The sequence below is a fragment of the Nesterenkonia sp. PF2B19 genome (genome assembly GCF_001758425.2).
Taxonomy (GTDB): domain Bacteria; phylum Actinomycetota; class Actinomycetes; order Actinomycetales; family Micrococcaceae; genus Nesterenkonia; species Nesterenkonia aethiopica.
Genome location: NZ_MDSS02000032.1, coordinates 1 through 18221 on the forward strand (window position 1 = coordinate 1; position 18221 = coordinate 18221).

An 18221-nucleotide genomic window follows, 5' to 3' on the forward strand; every position below is an offset into this window, starting at 1 on the left:
CGCGCGCGCGCCGAGCAGCGGCGCGCTGGCTCGCCGCCCTGGGCCTGGCCGGATTCGAGCAGCGCCGCCCCGGGCAGCTCTCAGGCGGACAGGCCCAGCGGGTGGCCATCGCCCGGGCCCAGGTCAACGAGCCGGCCGTGGTGTTCGCCGACGAGCCCACCGGTGCGCTGGACTCCGCGACCTCCGAGTCGGTGCTCGACGCCCTGCTGAGCTCCACCGTCTCGCGGGGAGCCCCGCTGGTCATGGTCACCCATGACGAGTCCGTGGCCGCCCGCTGTTCGCGGCTGATCCGCCTGCAGGACGGCCGCGTGGTCCACGACTCCGCGGAGGTGGCCGCATGAACCGCCTGTTCCTGTCTCGGCTGTTCAGCCAGCGGGAGGTCTGGACGCTGCCGGTGGCGGCCTTCTCGATCACCAGCGGCATCGCCTACATGGTGGTGGGCGGGGCGGCCTGGTTCTTCCGGATCGAGGGGGAGCTGGCCGGCCTCTACATGGTGCTGGCCGCCGTCGCGCTGGTGCTGCTGACGGTGCCCATGGTGCTCCTCATGGCGTCCTCGGCGCGGCTGATGGCCCGCCGTCGGGACGAACGGCTCTCCAGCCTGCGGCTGCTCGGAGCCTCCGGCCGTCAGCTGCGCGGTCTGGCGCTGGCCGAGTCCGCGGTGCTGGCGGTCGCCGGCGTCGTCGGTGGGGCCGTCCTGTACCTGGCGCTGATGCCGCTGGTCGGGCTGCTGCCCTTCGCCGGCGAACGCATGGGGGTGGACGGGCTGTGGATGGGCCCGCTCATGCTGGTGGGCACCGCGGCCGTGCTGGTGCTGGTGGCGGTGGCCAGTGCGGCGGTCGGGATGCGACGCATCGAGATCACGCCTCTGGGCGTGCGCACCCGCACCCTCCCGGCACGCGTCCACTGGGTACGCCTGCTCGTCGCCGGTGCGGGTTTCGTGATAGCCCAGACGCTGGCTCAGGTGTTGGGCGTGGGGTCCATGGCCGTGGTGCTGACCATGGTGCTGGCGGCGATCGCGGTGCCGTTGGTGGCGATCCACCTGCTGGGGCCGTGGGTGCTGAAGATCGTCACCGGCTGGCAGCTCCGCCGGGCGGGGACGGCGGAACGGCTCATCGCCGCGCGCAGCGTGCTGGAGTCGCCGCAGCAGATGTGGCAGCAGGTCGGCGGCGTCGCGATCACCACCTATGTGGGGGTGATCGCCGGCGCCGGGATGGGCCTGGCCTCCCTCGGGGCGAGCGGCTCGGTGGACCCCACGGACCTGATGCTGCTGGGTGATGTCCAGCGCGGCGTGCTGCTGACGCTGGCGGTGTCGTTCGTGATGACAGCCTGCGCGGTGGGCATCAGCCAGACCGCCCAGGTGCTGGACCGGCGGGACCTGTACTCTTCGCTGGCCAAGATGGGCTTCGAACTGCCCCAGCTGGCGGCCATCCGCCGGCTGGCGGTGATGCGCTCGCTGCTGGCGGTGGTGCTCATCGCCGTGCTGGCCGCGGCGTCGACCGCGCTGCCGCTGGTGGGTGCTGCGGTGCTGCTGGCTCCGGCCTCAGCCGCCACCGTGGCCGGGGTGCTGGTGCTCGGTGTGCTGGTGGTGCTGCTCGGCGTGCTCGCCAGCCGACCCACGCTTCGTCGGGTCATCGCCGTCTGAGGAGACGGCCTCGGACTGAGCGGGCCGCTGCGGACTGGGCCGTCCTGGACCGATGCCACTAGGCTCGGAGAGGCCCTGTCCGCCGACCACTTCTCAGGAGTCGCTGTGCGCATCGTCCTCACCCGCTGGCCCCATCAGGCCGGGCAGCTGGAGGCCGGGCTGCGCGAGGTCGGGGTCGACGTCGGGTTCCTCCCGGTGACCGAGCAGCGGCTGCCGCAGGACCTTGGGGAGCTGCAGGCCGCCGTCGCCGACCTGGCCGCGGGGCGTGTCGACTGGCTGCTGCTGACATCACGCACCACCGTCTGGGCTCTGCAGCAGGCGGGCTGGGACGGCACTGTGCCGTCGGGGACCAGGATCGGGGTGACCGGGTCTGGCACCGCCCAGGCTCTGCCCCGCGGATCCGAAGACGTGTGGATGCCGCACCGCGAGGCCAGCGCTGCGGGAATCCTCACCTGCCTCCCGGACGCTGAGCCCGGAGAGCGGGTGCTGCTGCCGCAGTCGGCGCAGGCCCGGCCGCAGCTGGTGGAGGGGCTGAGAGCCTCCGGTCGTGACGTCACCCAGGTGACGGCCTATGAGACGGTCAGCAGGGTGACGGACGGGGGTCTCCCGCCGTCGCAGGACCCCGGGGCCCTGGGGCCGGGAGATCTCACCGACGCCGACGTCGTGCTGGTCACCAGTTCGTCCGCGGCCCGGGCGTGGTCGCAGCTGAAGCTCGCCGACGGCGTGAGGCCACGGCTGCTGGCGATCGGGCGGCCGACGCCGTCGCGCTGGCTGAGCTGGGGCTCCCGGCACGCACCTTGGACGGGGTGTCGGCCGGCGCGGTGATGCGCGCGCTGCGGCGAGGGTGAGGGGCGTGCCGTCGTCGGGATGGGGCCCGGGCGCTGTGCGCGAACACTCAGGGCAGCTGACGGCAGCGCTCCGGCCGCTTCACTAGAATGGGCGGGGATGTCGCTGGCAGTGCCGCCGCATGTGCCGGGTGTCCCTCGGACCAGTCCGCCGTGTCCTGTCCACCAGACCCCAGGAGTTCCTGCGTGAGTTTCCCCGCCCGCCGCCCGCGTCGCCTGCGCCGCACCCCTGCACTCCGCCGCCTGGTGGCCGAGACCCGGCTGCACCCGGCCGATCTGATCCTTCCGGTGTTCGTCCGCGAGGGGCTCACCGAGCCCAGCCCGATCAGCTCCATGCCCGGGGTGGTGCAGCACACCGAGGCCACGCTGCTCGAGGCCGCCGATGAGGCGCGTGAGCTGGGCCTGGGCGGGATCATGCTCTTCGGAATCCCCGCCGTCCGTGACGCCTCCGGCACGGCATCCCTGGACCCGGAGGGCATCCTGAACCGCAGCATCCGGGCGGTGAAGGAGCGTGTGGGGGAGGAGCTGCCGGTGATGAGCGACCTCTGCCTGGACGAGTTCACCGACCACGGCCACTGCGGGGTGCTCACCGCCGACGGGGCGGTCGACAATGACGCCACGCTGGAGATCTACGCGCAGATGGGTGTGGCCCAGGCCGAGGCCGGCGCCGACGTCGTCGCGCCCTCCGGCATGATGGACGGCCAGGTGGCGGTGATTCGCCAGGCGTTGGACGACGCCGGCCACCAGGACGTGCCGATCCTCGCCTATTCGGCCAAGTACGCCTCGGCCTTCTACGGTCCCTTCCGGGAGGCGGTGGACTCCCAGCTTTCCGGGGACCGACGCACCTACCAGATGGACGCGCCCAACCGGACAGAGGCGCTGCGCGAGGCGGAGCTGGACATCACCGAGGGTGCGGACATGATCATGGTCAAGCCCGCCACCGCCTACCTGGACATCCTGGCCGACGTCGCCGAGATCAGCGACGTGCCCGTGGCGGCCTATCAGGTCAGCGGTGAGTACGCGATGATCGAGCAGCCGCCGCCCGGGGGTGGATCGACCGCCGGGCCGTGATCCTGGAGTCCATCACCGCCATCCGCCGCGCCGGCGCCACGAACGTGCTGACCTATCACGCCGCCGAGATCGCCGGCTGGCTGCGCGAGAATTCCTGACCTGTAGACCCTGTGATGCGAGAGGACTCCGTGACGAACCCCCAGACCAACCAGCAGCTCTTCGACTCCGCCCGCGACCTGATGCCCGGCGGGGTGAACTCCCCGGTGCGGGCCTTCGGCTCGGTCGGAGGGACCCCGGCGTTCATGGTCTCCGCCGAGGGGCCCTACCTCACCGACGCCGAGGGCACGCAGTACGTGGACCTCGTCGGCTCCTGGGGGCCGGCGCTGCTGGGGCACAAGCCCCCGCAGGTCATCGAGGCCGTGCACGCCGCCGTCGACGCCGGCCTGGGCTTCGGCACCTCCCATCCCGCCGAGACGCGACTGGCCGAGCTGGTGCGCTCCCGGGTTCAGGATGAGGCCGGGCGCGGCGCGGAGATGATCCGCATGGTCTCCACCGGCACGGAAGCCACGATGACGGCCATCCGCCTGGCCCGAGGCGCCACCGGACGGAACCTGGTGATCAAGTTCGCCGGCTGCTACCACGGGCATTCGGACGGGCTGCTGGCCGCCGCCGGCTCAGGCGTGGCCACCCTGGGGCTGCCCGGCTCGGCCGGGGTGACCGAGGCGCAGGCCTCCGAGACCATCGTGATCGAGTACAACGACCGCGCCGCCCTGGAGCAGGTCTTCGCCGAGCGGGGCGACGACGTCGCCGCCGTCATCACCGAGGCCACCCCGGCGAACATGGGCGTGGTGCCCCCGGGGGAGGGCTTCAACGCCTTCATCCGGGAGATCACCTCCCGGCACGGTGCGCTGATGATCTTCGACGAGGTCATGACCGGCTTCCGCATCACCGAGGCCGGGTACTGGGGCGCCTCCGGCCGGGTGGAGGGCTGGCTCCCGGACCTGTTCACGTTCGGGAAGGTCATCGGCGGGGGGCTTCCCACCGCCGCGGTGGCCGGACGGCGCGAGATCATGGAGCACCTGGCGCCCACCGGGCCCGTCTACCACGCGGGCACGCTCTCCGGAAACCCGGTGGCGATGGCCGCCGGTGTGGCCACCCTCGAGCACGCCACCGCGGAGGTGTACCAGCACATCGACCGGCAGGCCGACGTCGTGGCCTCCGCCTTGGGAGAGGCGCTGGACGCCGCCGGGGTGGACCACTCCATCCAGAAGGTCGGCTCCCTGTTCTCCGTGGCCTTCGGCACCTCGGCCGCCGGAGTGAGCAACTACGCGCAGGCGCAGGCTCAGGAGGCCTTCCGCTACGGGCCGTTCTTCCACGCCATGCTGGAGGCCGGGGTGTACCTGCCGCCCAGCGTGTTCGAGGCCTGGTTCCTCTCCGCCGCCCACGACGACGCCGCCGTCCAGCGGATCCTCGACGCCCTGCCGAAGGCGGCCGAGGCTGCCGCAGCCGCATAGACAGATCGAGTGGCCACGAATCACCGGATCTCCGGGGTGACACGCCGTGTCAGAGCCCCAGATGCCGTGATTCGTGGCCACTCGTTGTTCTGCGGGCTGCGTCAGCTCGCCGACTGGCGGATGGTGCCGTACTTCAGGGCGGACCAGAAGTCTCCGCGCACGTAGCGCTGCTCCGGGTCCGGGTCGAAGTCGAAGCTGCGCGCCTGACCCTTGCTCAGCGCCTCGGCCACCAGACGCCGCCGGCGCTGGCTGGCTCGGACCTGGTCTTCGAGCGTGGCGAGGTCGTAGCGGGCGTCCAGCTCACCGCGCAGGGCGGTGACGACGTCGGCGTAGGCCGGGTCGTCGGCCACATTGCGCAGTTCGTCAGGATCGGCCTGCAGGTCGAACAGCTGATCCGGGTCGCCGGGGCAGGTGATGAACTTGTGCGGCCCACGGACGATGGTCAGCTGCGGGCGCACGGTGCCTTCGGCGAGATACTCGATGACGACGTCCCGGCTGTCCGGGTCGAGCTCTCCGGCGGCCTCCTTCCGGGCGATCTCCAGCATGGAGTCCCCGCGGGTCTCTGCCGCGGGGGCCTGCCCCAGCTGCAGCAGCGTGGGCATCAGGTCCAGCAGAGAGACCGGGGTCCGGTACCGGCCCTTCTGCACCAGGTGCTCCGGTCCGTGGATGATCATCGGGACTCGTGCGGACTGCTCGTAGGGGGACATCTTGTACCAGAGGCCCTTCTCACCGAGCATGTCGCCGTGGTCGGAGGTGACGATGATGACCGTGTTATCCATCAGCCCCAGCTTCTCCAGCTGCGCCCGGATGCGCCCCACGTGGTCGTCGATGTAGCTGACGGCCGCGTAGTAGGCGTGACGGGCCCGCCGCACCTCGTCGATGCCGGGGTCCCGGAGGTCGAAGCCGCTCATCGCCCGCAGCCGGTGGCTGTGCGGGTCGGAGGCCGGGTCCGGGACCTCCGGATGGGCGGGGTCCGGGATGTCTCCGTCGCCGAACCGGACCCAGTGCTCCTGGGGCGGCTCGTAGGGGTCATGCGGGTGGATGAAGCTGGACACCATCAGGAACGGCCGGGCCTGCTCTCCGTGGGCTTCGGCCCACTGGCGGGCCCGGACCCGGTCGTTGAGATGGCGCAGCGTGCGGAAGGCCACCTCGTCGTCGAAGTCCTGCTGGACCGAGGCTTCTGAGACCCCGGCGTCGAAGACGGCCTCGGCGTCGTGGTACCACTGCAGCTTCTGGTCGAAGGGCAGGTCCCAGTCCGGGACCATGTCCAGGTCCGCCGGGTAGACGTCGGTGGTGAGCCGCTCCTCGAATCCGTGGTGCTGGTCGGCGCCGATGAAGTGCATCCGGCCCACCAGGGCGGTGTGGTAGCCGGCGTTGCGCAGGTGGTGCGCGAAGGTCGGCTCGGAGGAGGCGAAGTCATCGCCGTTGTCGAAGCAGCCCAGCTCGGAGGGCATGGTGCCGGTCATCATCGAGGCACGGGACGGCGCACACAGCGGAGTGTTGCAGTAGGCCCGGTCAAAGACCGCGCCCTCGGCGGCCAACGCGTCGATGTGCGGCGTCTTGGCTGCCTCGTCGCCGTAGGCGCCCAGGGCCTGGGCGGCCATCTGGTCGGCCTGGATGACCACGATGTTCGGAGGGGAGACGGTAGCTCCGTCAGCAGGGGGAGACACGGTTCCGTCGTGGTGGGAGACGTGCTCTTCAGTCATCCTGCATCCCTCCTTCTGGGTCTGCGCGTGAGTGTGGACGCCCGTGGAGGCACGGGCCGTGGCCAGCGTACATGTTCGCGATGGTTAAGGTGGTGGGGATGGCTTCGACAGATGATGCGCCTCCCTGCTGTGCCGCCTCCCGTGGGGCGTCCGGTCCTGCTTCTCCCGCGGCTTCTGATGTCTTATCCGACGACGGCGGTGCGGTGGGCTCTGCCGTGCCGGGCCCCAGCAGGGCTGAGCTGGAGACACTGGCCGCCGCGGCTCCGGACGAGTTGGCCCTGGTGGGGCTCGACGGCGGGGCCTTCCGGATGGGCAGTGAGGATGCGCTGGCCTACCCGCAGGACGGGGAGGGACCGGTGCGGTCGGTGGAGGTGGCGCCCTTCGCGATCTCGGCGACCACAGTCACGGTGGCGGAGTTCGCGGTGTTCGTGCTGGCCACCGGGCACGTCACCGATGCTCAGCGGTGTGGGGACTCCCTGGTGTTCGCCGGAAACCTGGCGCCCCAGGCGGCTGAACGGCTGCCCCGGGTGGCGGAGGCTCCTTGGTGGTGCCAGGTGCCGGGGGCGACATGGTTCACCCCGGAAGGGCCAGGGTCCTCGGTGCGTGGCAGAGAGGACCACCCGGTCACCCATGTCTCGCAACGGGACGCGGTGGCCTATACGGCCTGGCTGGGCGCCCGTCTGCCATCGGAGCAGGAGTGGGAGTTCGCCGCCCGCGGGGGTCTGGACCAGCAGCCCTACCCGTGGGGTGTGGTGCGCGACCCGGACGGTGTGCGGCGGATGAACATCTTCCCGGGCACCTTCCCGGATGAGCCGGGCGGCCCGGTGGGGACGGTTCCGGTACGGTCCTTCGAGCCGAACGGCTACGGACTGTTCAACGTGACCGGCAATGTGTGGGAATGGACGGCGAGCAGGTGGTCTGGGGACTCGGACGAGCCGGTGATGCGGGGTGGGTCGTACATGTGCCACGAGTCCTATTGCCGGAGATACCGGACCTCGGCGCGCAGCTCCGCGACGGCGGACACGTCCTTGGGGCATGCCGGGTTCCGGGTGGCGTTGAGTCGGTGATCTCGGGGCCGGAGCGGGGTCTGTGGCGTCGGGATGATGAGGTCAGGTGAGTTCGGAGTGTTTCTGGGGGTCGTGGGAGATCACGGACTGCAGCGGTGCGACGGCGAGTGTGGCGATGGCCAGGCAGGCGAGGGCGTAGCCGACGTGGCTGTTGAGGGAGTCGCGCAGATGCGGAAGCACCCACATGAGCACGGCCATGAGGGCGGCCGTAAGGGCCATCATCGGCATCGCGGCGCCGGTGAGGCGCGTGGCGCCGTGGGAGCGCATCCAGTAGTGGATGGACCCGATCACGGCACCACCGAAGAGGACGGTGTTCAGGAGAAACAGGATCCAGTAGCCGGTTGAGCGGTCTTCGGAGAGAACCGGCAGGGACCCGTGGCCGAAGAAGAAGGCGGTTGCGGAGACTGTCAGCAGAAACGCGGCCCAGCCGTCATGGGGCGCCCCGAGCGCGGGCTTCTCCGGGGAGGCGTCCTGAATCTGTGCTGTCTGTGAATCAGCCATGGAACCACCTCATCACATGGGCCAACTCGGGTCTACGACGGCGTCCGGGCGGGTCTTGCGGAAGTACTCCTGCAGGGACGCGGCCTGTTCGGCCTTCCAGCCGATCTGCAGCTGATGAAGGTCCGCTGCGGGGATCTGGATCTGCGGGTATCGAGCGGCCAGGGCGTTGCCGACCTCGACGGCGGCCCAGGCGTCCGGGGCGGCCGAGTGGGCGTCGTCGAGCTCCACCTGATAGTGCGTGGAGAGGTGCCCCAGCGTGCGCTTGCCGCGCCGGAACTGATCGACCTGCTTGTCGATGACCAGCGCGTCGATGACCGGGATGGCGGTGGGGAAACCGACGCCGTGGCGCTGAGCCTCCTGGGCCAGGACGGTGAGGTCATAGGGGGCGTTGAAGATGACTACCGGTGTGCCCGAGGCGAACTCCTGGGAGAGCGCGTAGACGATCTGGGGGATCGCTTCGGCCGCCAGTTGGCCCTCGGCTTGTGCCCGTTCGGTGGTGATGCCGTGGATGGCGGTGGTCTCGGCCGGGATCTCCACACCCGGGTTCACCAGCCACTCCTGCACTCGGACGGAGGAGGCGGGCGCGGTCAGGCCGGGGGAGACTTCGTCGTGAGGTTCGAAGATCACCACGGCGGCAGAGACGATCCGGGCGACCCGGGGGTCACGAGAGGTCGTCTCCAGGTCGAAGCCGACCCGGCGGCCCAGGTGCCAGGAGTCGCCGTTGGCGGGAAGGTCGAAGAGCATCGGGTTGTCCACACCTCCACACTATCCCGGGGGTGTGACACGGCTGGGGCGACTCAGGCGGGGCGTTGTCCACAGGCGCAGCGAGAACTCCGACGCGCGGCCTGCGTTTTGTCTAGGGTGTGGTGGTGGCAGAACATGACGAGAGGGTGGAGGGAACTGTGACTCTCACGGAGTCTGGTGCCATGCGGCGAGTGGGGTCGCTGGCCATGGTGACGCTTCTGGGCATGACGGCGGTCGCCTGCGGGACGGAGCAGGAGCCGGAGGAGTTGGAGGGCGCGACGGATCAGCCGACGACGGCGGGGAAGGTGCCGAGGCTGGGGAGGAGCCGACCCCGGTGCCGGCTTCCTCGGCCGGACCAGCCGAGAACTGGCCCGAGCCGGAGGTACCCGACGAGGTCTATGAGGAGACCGAGGAGGGGGCGCTGGCGGCTCTTGAATCATGGTTCGAAGCACGCCATTATCTGCAGCTCACCGGTGATGACGGTCCGTTGTGGGACCTATCCTCGCAAGACTGTGAGCATTGCACGAATGTCGCAGATCGCCTCACCGAAGCGTATGAATCCGGCGATCGATGGTATGACGCTGAAAGCACAACCATCGATAGCCCGTACGCCAGAGAGGCCGCAGACGGCGTTTACACGATCCTCTTGGATGTCCACGAAGGCGAGTTCACTTTTTATGAGGTGGGACAGGTCCTAGGCGAGGGCGGTGGGAAGCACTACGACGTGAGTGAAGCGATTCTGGTTTACGAGGATGGATCATGGCTCGTTCGTGAGCTGGCAGTGGAACAGGCGGAGTGAACGTGCGCTGTCGTGGCCATGGTCCGGGTGTCGGAGTGCTGAGCGTAGCGTGTCTGTGGTTCATGGTGTTTTCGCTCGGACTGTCTGCAACTGCAGGGCATGCAACTTCTGCGCCTTCGTTCGACCAGAGGTTCATCGGTGATATCGATGAGGATGGTGTGAGCATCACTGGGATTGAAGATGTTCTGCCGGAGGTCATCGAGGAACGTGCGCCGGTTCCCGGTTCTGATCCAGTATCGCCTGACCAGGACACAGTTGATCGCCCAGTCGAGATTGAGTCGGTGGAGGAGCCTCCTTCGGAAGTAGAAACTCCCGACCCCTACTGTCTGGACGAGATCGGTGGTGGTCGATTGGATTGCCGCGAGCGAGTTGACCGTCGATGCTTCTCACAGGACCAGGACGTCGCCGTAGGGACCGACGAGGACGGCAACGAGGGCTATTACTGCGTCGATCGCCCTGAGCGTGCCGACGAGCCCGATGAAGTTGAGGGCGCCGAAGACGACGAGGATGACGTCGTCGACCTTCTCGCCCAGCTGCCGGGTGCTGTCGAGGAGGAGTTCTCGACTCTGCAGATCGACGGCGGCTCGGTGTCCTTCGAAGAGTCGCTGCTGGGTTTCGGGTACCTCAATCGGCACACGCACATGTTCGCGGACGTGGAGGAACAGATCGTCGAGACGGAGCTGCTGGGCTTCGACGTGGAGATCCGCGCGATCCCTGAGAGCTTCCAGTGGGACTACGGCGACGGGAACCAGCGCACCACCTATCAGTCAGGCGAGCCGCTGCCGGAGTACTGGGCGGGTGAACCGGTGGACAAGACGGATGCCGAGACGCCGACCAGCCATGTGTACACCGAGACCGGGGTCTTCGACGTCACTCTGACCACGACGTTCTCCGGCCAGTACCGCGTCGACGGCGGAGAGTGGGTCGTGATCCCGGGGGCCTCGGACGTCGCCTCGTCGCCGGGGGAGGCCGACATCTGGCGACAGTCCAGCCGCAATGTCTCGGGTCCTTGCCGGAGCCAGGAGGAGTGGGGTTGCAACGGGCCGGTGGAACTGGATCCCGGAGACAGGCCGCCCAAGATCTTCCAGGATCAGTATGACGAGCACGGCAACTGGATCGGCGAGCATCCCTGATTCCCGGAATCACCTGGCTCTGTTCCCCCTGAACCAGACATGTCACACCCCTCTGATTGAATGAGTGGCATGGAGTTCGATGCGTCCCAAGGTCAGGTCCTCGCCGCAGTCGCCGAGCCCGGACACGGCCCCGTCCTGGTTCATGGGGGCCCTGGCAGCGGCAAGTCGACGTTGACCGCTGAACTGGCCCTGCGGCATCTGGAAGCCGGCCTGGACTCGCACCGGCTCCTCGTGCTCTCGCCGACTCGGGCGTCCTCGGCGGCGCTGCGGGACGAGATCGAGACCTCCTGGGCGCGCCGCGACAGCACCGGTCGGGGCGGGTCGCTCTCGGAGCAGCCGTCGCGGTCCTTCGCCTCCTACGCCTTCTGGCTCCTCGGCGAGGCGCGACGCCGGGAGATCCTCTCTTTCCGAGCCCGGCAGCCACGCCTGCTCTCCGGTGCTGAGCAGGACAGCATCATCCGCGAGCTGCTCGCGCCGGACCCCACCACGGGACTGGCCGCCGTTCATTGGCCCTCCGCGCTCCGTGAAGCGGCGGGCACCGACGGATTCCGCAAGGAGATCCGTGAGCTCTTCGACCGCGCCGCCGAGTACGGGGTCTCCCCGGGCCAGCTGCGGGCACTCGCAGACGCCTGCGGCCGCCCTGAATGGCGGGCCGCTGCGGACCTCTATGAGAGCTACCGCGAGGACCTCGACGCCGGTTCCAACGCTGACGCTTTCGACCCCGCCGGGCTGATCAACGAGGCCTGCAACCTGCTGGAGGAGAATCCGGAGTTCCTCGACGATGAACGGGTCCGGCTGCAACGGGTGGTCGTCGACGACGTCCACGAGGCGACCCCCAGCGTGTTCCGTCTGCTGCGACTCATCGGAGCAGGCCAGGACGTGATCGCCTTCGCCACCCCAGAGACTGCGGTGCAGGGGTTCCGCGGCGCTCGCCCCGACAAGCTGCGCAGCTGGACGATCGCCCCGCAGCGCCTCACCGCTGAATCGGCAGAACGCAGCGGCATGACGCTCAACCCGGAGACGGACCTGGAGATCGACGGCGTCGTGCGGCGCAGCGTCTCCGGAGCGATGACCCCAGACCCGCACGGCGGACTCCCCGGCGCAGCCCCTCAGTGATGGTGCTGCGGGGGAATCACCGCATCGCCCCCGAGGTGGGCCGCGCCTACGCGCGAGCAGTCCGTCGCCTCGCTCCCATCGGCCCCCAGGAGCCCCGCCAGCCGTGGCTGAAGCTCCTGGGCGACGGCGCCGACACTGCGCCGCACGCCGCACCCGGCTCCTGCGCCGTGGAGATCGTGCCCCAGGACTACCTGGCCGAGCAGTTCGTCCTCCAGGAGGTCCTGGACCGTCACCACCGGGCCGGTGTGCCGTTCGACGAGATCGCCGTCATCGCGCGCAACGGGGCCATGCTGCAGCGCCTCGTGCGCATGTTCCAGGCCCAGGGAGTCCCCGTCCAGCAGTCCATGAGCGATGTGGTCCTCAACCAGGAGCCTGCTGTCCATCCCTTGCTGCGGATCCTCGACGTCGTCGCCGATCCCGAGGCACAGCCCGTCGAGCTGCCTGAGGCGCTCACCCTGCTGACCAGCCGGTACGGGGAAGCCGACTCCATGACCCTGCGCAACCTGCGCCAGGTGCTGCGACAGCAGGAACGACGCAGTGCCGTCGGCGAGCCGCGCAGCTCGGACGAGCTGCTGTGTGCGGCCATCAACACCCCAGAGGACCCGGTCGTCGCCGCAGTGCAGGCGCAGGAACGCTACCGCCACCTGACTCGGGGCGCCGCACGGATCTCCGCCATGATCCGGTCCGGGCGAGCGGCCTTCGATGCTGCCACGGGGCCCGAAGAGCTGCTGTGGGCGATCTGGGACGCGGCCGGGGTCAGCGCCCACTGGGCTGGTGTCTCCCGCAAGCCGACCGCCGAAGGGAGGGTCGCGGATCAGGACCTGGACGCTGTCATGGCGCTGTTTCAGGCCGCTGAACGCTTCGCGGACCAGAACCCGGGAGCAACGCCTCAGGCGTTCGTGGACCACATGGAGCGCCTCGAGCTGCCCATGGACACTCTGGCGAAGACCTCCGCCGGGGATCAGGCGGTGGAGGTCCTCACCCCGGCCAGTGCGGCCGGCCGCGAATTCGACACGGTCATCCTCACCGGACTCCAGGAGGGGGCCTGGCCCAACCTCAACCCCCGCGGTCAGCTTCTCGGCGGGGGCCAGCTCGTCGACGTCGTCGAAGGCCGCACGGACACCTCTGCACAGTCTCCGCTGGTGAAACGCATGTCCGTGCTGCAGGACGAGTACCGGCTCTTCGCCTCCGCCGTCTCCCGCGCCAAGCGCCGGCTCTTCGCCGTCGCCGTCCACGGGCAGGAGGAGAGCCCTTCGATGCTGCTGGACCTGGTGGTCCCCCCGAATGAGCGCACGGCCCGCGGATCGGCCATCCCACGGCCCATCACCGCCCCGCGGCTCATCGCGGAGCTCCGCTGCCACCTGGAGCACAGCTTCCAGCGCGAGCTCGACGGCGCCACCGCCTCACCGGCGGATGAGCAGGAACGTGAGGCCGCCGCCCGGGCGCTCGCCCGGCTGGCGCACGACGGGCTCACCGGAGCCCACCCGGACCAGTGGTGGGGGCTCCCTGAACTCAGCACCGAGGATCCGCTGCTCGGCCCCGAGGACGTCGTGCGGGTCTCACCCTCCAGCGTGCAGACCGCCGTGGAGTCCCCGCTGCAGTGGTTCACCAGTGCCGCCGGGGGAGTGGAGGCCACCGATTTCAGCCGCATGCTCGGCTCTCTCATCCACGAGATCGCCGAACATCACCCGACCGAGACGGAAGTGGACGTGCTGCTCAAGGAGCTCGAGCAACGGTGGCACAGCCTCGGCCGGGACGAGGGTTGGGAGGCTGAGAGGGACCGCCGTCGGGCCGAGACCATGATCGGCAAGCTCGCCCAGTACTTCCGGGCCGCCCAGCAGGAGGGCCGCGAGGTCGAAGCCCGCGAGCTGCAGGTCGAGGCCACCCTCGAGGTACCCGTGCCCGAGGTCCAGCACACTGACGAGGACGGTGCCGTGACTCCGGAGGCTCGGCCTGACCTGACCCGTACGGTCCAGATCCGCGGGGTGATCGACCGAGTCGAGCGGACCGCCGACGGGAAACTGTTCGTCATCGATCTCAAGACCGGGCGCGGCAAGCCCACCAAGGATGACATCGTCACCCACGCCCAGCTCGGGGCCTACCAGTTGCTGGTCTCCCTGGGAGCGGTGGATCAGGCCCTGACCAGCGCGGCAGGAGAGGACCAGGGCTCCGGCACAGCACGGCCCGAGCGACCTTCCGGCAGCCTGGGTGCGGCCCTGCTGCACGTGGGGACCGGGGTCAAGAAGATCGATCTCCAGGGCCAGACGGCATTGGGGGAGGGAGACAGTTGGCCCTTGGAGCAGGTCACCCTGGCGGCTCAGGTGATGTCCGGGGCCCGGTACGACGCCTTCCATGCCTCCCAAGGACGGGGCTGCCGGATCGGCGCCCTCTGCCCGCTCTGCACTGACGCGAAGCAGGTGACCCAGCCATGAATTCGTCCTCTCTCGCCACAGGAGACCCCGTGCCCGACGCAGACTCCGCTGCCCGTGTGGCCACCGTCCGCCACAGCGCCCGGGACATCGCCGACGCCCTCCAGCGGGACACCCCGCCGGAGAAGCGTCTCTATCCCACTCCGGAGCAGCAGGACGTCATCGAAGCCGGCCTTGATCCGATGCTCGTGGTCGCCGGCGCCGGCTCGGGGAAGACCGCCACGATGGCGGACCGGGTCGTGTGGCTGGTCGCCAACGGCCTCGTTCGGCCCGACCAGATCCTCGGAGTCACCTTCACCAAGAAGGCCGCCGGTGAGCTCAAGGAGCGCATCACCGGGCGGCTGCGTCAGCTCATCGAAGCGGACCTGATCGCCCCCGAGGACATCGTCCCTCCGGAGCTTGTCGACGACGCCCGGACCCAGTCGATCTCGGAGCTGCTGACCCCGGCGGTGTCCACCTACCACTCCTACGCCAACACCCTGGTAGGAGAGTACGGGCTGCACATCGGCCTGGAGCCGGAGACCCAGCTGATCGGGGAGGCCAAGGCCTGGCAGATGGTGCACCGCATCGCCAGCAGCTACGAGCGGGCCCAGGTGCTCGTAGACGCGGAGCAGTCTGCGGGGAACCTCGCCGGCCAGGTCATGCAGCTCGCCTCGGACTGTGCGGAGCATCTGCGCACCCCCGACGACGTCGAGGCTCACCTGGATGTGGAGCTCGCCCGCTACGACGGGTGGGTCGCCGATGGGGCCTCACCGAAGAAGGAACAGATCGCTCTCGCCCAGTCGCTGCGTGTGCGCCGCGAAATGGCAGAGCTGGTGCGTCGCTTCCAGGAGGCCAAGCGTCACGAGGGCTTCATGGACTTCGGGGACCTGCTGCGCTTCGCCGCGCAGATCGCCATGGACGTGCCCAGCGCGGGAGCCGCCGAGCGCGAGAAGTACAAGGTGGTGCTGCTCGACGAGTTCCAGGACACCTCCTTCGCCCAGCTGGCGCTGTTCTCCCACCTGTACGGCGCCGGGATCGACGGGCGCGGAGAATCCGGCGGCGTGGGGCACGCGGTGACCGCTGTGGGGGATCCGAACCAGTCGATCTACGGCTTCCGCGGCGCCTCAGCCGGGCAGCTCTTCGACTTCCCCCAGGCCTTCCCTGCTGTGGATCCGGCCACTGGGGACCGCCGAGCCGCCGATCTGAAGCAGCTGACCGTCGCCTGGCGCAACGGCCGCACCATCCTTGAGGTCGCCAATCGGATCGTGGAGCCCTTTCGCCCGGACTCGGCCGATTCCCTGGGCAAGCCCTGGCGGCAGCACAATGCGCATCTGCGTGCCCGGCTGAAGCCTCTGAGCTCCCCGGACGGCGCGGGGGACGGCACGGTCCGCGTCGGCTGGTTCAGCTCCGAGGCGGAGGAGTCCCAGGCCATCGCCGCCCAGCTGGCTGACACCCTTGACGTGCTGCCTGGTGCGGACCGTCCCAGCTGCGCGGTGCTCTCCCGGACCCGCGCCCAGCTGGAGACGGTGGCGGAGCACCTGCGGGCCGCCGGCATCGAGTACGAGCTGGTGGGGCTCTCCGGGCTGCTCAGGACCCCGGAGGTGGCCGAAGTGCTGGCCTATCTCCGGGTGGTGGCGGACCCCGGCCGTTCTGATGCGCTGATCCGGATCCTGGCCGGAGCTAGGTACCGTATCGGGCCCAAGGACCTGGTCCAGCTGCAGCGTGCGGCCCGTGACCTGGAAGGTCTGCGTCTGCGAACCGATGCCGACCAGGAGACCGCCGACGGTGCGGATGCGGAGGACCGGTACGAGTCCACTGCACTGGAGATGGACGAGCGCTCGTCCCTGGTGGAAGCCCTGGAGCGTCTCCAGGACGACCCGCAGCAGGCGGAGAGGCTCGGACTGTCGGCTGAGGGCCATCGCCGCCTGGTGCTGGCCAAGAATCAGATCCGGCGTCTGCGTCAGTGGACCGGGCTGGACATCGGTGTGCTGATCCAACGAGTCATCAGCGACACCGGCCTGGACATTGAGGTCGCCGCCCGGCCCTGGGAGGAGCAGCACCATGCGGCTCGGCAGCTGGATGCGCTCATCGATGAGGCCGAGGGCTACGCAGCTACCGAGACCACCCCGGACCTGCGCAGCTTTCTGGACTGGTTGGATGCCGCGGAGGAGCGCGAGCGAGGACTCGAGCAGGCCGACGTCGAGCCCCGGCCCGGGGCGGTGCAGCTGCTGACCGTGCACGCCTCGAAGGGACTCGAATGGGATGTGGTCGTGGTGGCGGGCCTGCGGGAGGAGAAGTTCCCCAGCAAGCAGGCTGATCGCTGGACCGGAAGCAACGGGATGTTGCCGGCCCGTCTCCGCGGTGATCGCCGCAGCATCCCGCAGTGGGAGTCGGACCAGGAGGAGCTGCGGGCCTGGGCTGTGTCCGCCGGGTTCGGCGCCTGGAAGCAGTTCACCGAGGAGAACCCCGTCTACTCCCAGGACGTCCGGGACTTCACCCGGGAGGAGGAGCGACGCCTGGCCTATGTGGCGGTCACCCGGGCGAGGCACCTGCTGATCTGCACGGGGGCCTGCTTCTACGGACCGAGCAAGGGCCAGGAGCCCTCCGAGTTCCTGGAAGAGATCCGCGAGGTCGTCGACGCCGACGGCGGGGCTGGTCAGAACCGGTTGGCGTGGGCCGAGGTCGAGGACCTCACCGCCAACCCGTTGGCCGGGCAGGTGCTTGGGGCGCACTGGCCCTATGATCCGTTGGCTCCGATGCCCATCGCCCGCTACCGGAAGCAGGAAGCGCCTGAAGGTGAGGCCCGGCTGGCGACGATGGAGCTGATCGAAGCCCCAGCGCAGGTACCGGGGCGCCGCCCGGCCCTCACACGTTCGGCCGACCTGGTGCGCACCGCGGCGGCCGAGCTGGAGGCCGACGCCGGGGTTCAGGCCCAGGCCGAGCTGACGCCCTGGGAGCAGGAAGCCCAGTGGATCGTCGACAGGGTGCGCTCCCAGCGGCGGGGGAGCGGCTTACCTTCCTTCCCGTCACACATCAGCGTCTCCGGGGTGGTCGGCCTCGCGCAGAACGCCAAAGGCGTGGCGGAGTTCGCCCGCCGGCCCGTGCCGGTGAAGCCCTCTCAGGCGGCCCGCCGCGGCACGGTGATGCACGAATGGATCGAGGAGTTCTACCAGACCCGCAGTCGGCTCCCGGACATCGAAGAGCCGGGGAGGGGGGATGAAGAGCTCGACGACGCCTTCGACCTCGCCCAGGTCAAGGACCAGTTCACCGACACCGAGTGGGCGCAGCGTCAGCTGTACGCCGCCGAGATCCCCGTGGAGACCTCCATCGATGGTGTGGTAGTGCGCGGCCGGATCGACGCCGTCTTCGGCCGTGACCAGGACGGTCGGGACCTCACCGCTCAGGACCACCACCGCTGGGAGCTGATGCCGAGTGCAGAACGAAACGCTCAGATGCAGCAGTGCCAGTGGCACCTGGTCGACTGGAAGACCGGCATGGTGCCCACAGGGAAGGACCTCACGGAGAAGCAGCTGCAGCTGGCGGTGTACCGGTTGGCCTTCCATCGGCTCTACGGGGTGCCGCTGGACCAGATCGAGGCCTCGTTCTTCTACGTGGAGCACGGGGTCACGGTGCCCGGCACAGACCTGCCCGAGGCGGACGCATTGGAAGCGCACATCCGTGGGGCCCGGAGACATTTCGGGGAGTAAGGCGCTCGTCAGGCAGTCGTAGAAG

At 69.4% G+C, this 18221-nt stretch carries 13 protein-coding genes and 1 pseudogene; 11 read left to right on the forward strand and 3 right to left on the reverse strand.

Annotated elements, in window-relative coordinates:
* The 5 genes and pseudogenes from BCY76_RS10505 to hemL form a co-directional block, all read left to right on the forward strand.
* On the forward strand, positions 1-341 hold a 341-nt coding region (locus tag BCY76_RS10505), incomplete at its 5' end, for an ATP-binding cassette domain-containing protein (protein WP_139827737.1).
* A complete protein-coding gene (locus BCY76_RS10510) occupies positions 338-1642 on the forward strand; it encodes an FtsX-like permease family protein (RefSeq protein ID WP_085437641.1) in 1305 nt (434 codons plus the stop codon). The genes BCY76_RS10505 and BCY76_RS10510, both read left to right, overlap by 4 nt.
* Positions 1643-1747: 105 nt before the next feature.
* Positions 1748-2467, forward strand: coding sequence for a uroporphyrinogen-III synthase (locus BCY76_RS10515; protein WP_170922660.1), 720 nt, complete (start codon positions 1748-1750; stop codon positions 2465-2467).
* Between the two features lie 206 nt (positions 2468-2673).
* A pseudogene (hemB, locus tag BCY76_RS10520) lies at positions 2674-3656 on the forward strand (porphobilinogen synthase).
* A 30-nt stretch (positions 3657-3686) separates the two neighbouring features.
* Positions 3687-5012 carry a glutamate-1-semialdehyde 2,1-aminomutase gene (gene hemL / locus BCY76_RS10525; protein WP_442935357.1) on the forward strand — a complete coding sequence of 442 codons (1326 nt, stop codon included), beginning with the start codon at positions 3687-3689 and terminating at the stop codon, positions 5010-5012.
* 101 nt (positions 5013-5113) lie between these two features.
* On the opposite strand, the gene betC is transcribed toward hemL, so the two are convergent.
* Positions 5114-6718: a choline-sulfatase gene (betC, locus tag BCY76_RS10530; RefSeq protein ID WP_083277400.1), complete on the reverse strand. Its 1605-nt coding sequence runs from the start codon at positions 6716-6718 to the stop codon at positions 5114-5116.
* 98 nt (positions 6719-6816) lie between these two features.
* On the opposite strand from betC, the gene BCY76_RS10535 reads away from it, so the two are divergent.
* Positions 6817-7785 (forward strand): formylglycine-generating enzyme family protein, encoded by a 969-nt coding sequence (locus tag BCY76_RS10535; protein ID WP_083277404.1) that lies wholly within the window; start codon positions 6817-6819, stop codon positions 7783-7785.
* A gap of 42 nt (positions 7786-7827) precedes the next feature.
* Here the strand turns inward: BCY76_RS10535 and BCY76_RS10540 are convergent, their stop codons facing one another.
* Together BCY76_RS10540 and BCY76_RS10545 are read right to left on the reverse strand one after the other, a co-directional pair.
* Complete coding sequence (locus BCY76_RS10540; protein WP_070159354.1) at positions 7828-8286, reverse strand: hypothetical protein; 459 nt, start codon at positions 8284-8286, stop codon at positions 7828-7830.
* Positions 8287-8298: 12 nt separating this feature from the next.
* A complete protein-coding gene (locus tag BCY76_RS10545) occupies positions 8299-9042 on the reverse strand; it encodes a 3'-5' exonuclease (protein ID WP_237090099.1) in 744 nt (247 codons plus the stop codon).
* A 322-nt stretch (positions 9043-9364) separates the two neighbouring features.
* Between BCY76_RS10545 and BCY76_RS10550 the strand changes: the two genes are divergently transcribed.
* The 5 genes from BCY76_RS10550 to BCY76_RS10570 all read left to right on the forward strand — a co-directional run bounded on the left by BCY76_RS10550 (position 9365) and on the right by BCY76_RS10570 (position 18196).
* Positions 9365-9829 (forward strand): DUF6318 family protein, encoded by a 465-nt coding sequence (locus BCY76_RS10550; protein ID WP_070159356.1) that lies wholly within the window; start codon positions 9365-9367, stop codon positions 9827-9829.
* A gap of 281 nt (positions 9830-10110) precedes the next feature.
* On the forward strand, positions 10111-10962 hold the full coding sequence (locus BCY76_RS10555) for a PKD domain-containing protein (protein WP_237090100.1): 852 nt from the start codon (positions 10111-10113) through the stop codon (positions 10960-10962).
* Positions 10963-11031: 69 nt separating this feature from the next.
* Positions 11032-12078 (forward strand): UvrD-helicase domain-containing protein, encoded by a 1047-nt coding sequence (locus BCY76_RS10560; protein ID WP_070159359.1) that lies wholly within the window; start codon positions 11032-11034, stop codon positions 12076-12078.
* The gene (locus BCY76_RS10565; protein WP_070159361.1) at positions 12078-14510 is read left to right on the forward strand and encodes a UrvD/REP family ATP-dependent DNA helicase; all 2433 of its coding nucleotides are present in this window, start codon (positions 12078-12080) and stop codon (positions 14508-14510) included. Before BCY76_RS10560 ends, BCY76_RS10565 begins: the two co-directional genes overlap by 1 nt.
* Positions 14511-14539: 29 nt before the next feature.
* Positions 14540-18196: an ATP-dependent DNA helicase gene (locus BCY76_RS10570; protein WP_070159363.1), complete on the forward strand. Its 3657-nt coding sequence runs from the start codon at positions 14540-14542 to the stop codon at positions 18194-18196.
* The last annotated feature ends 25 nt before the right edge of the window (positions 18197-18221 follow it).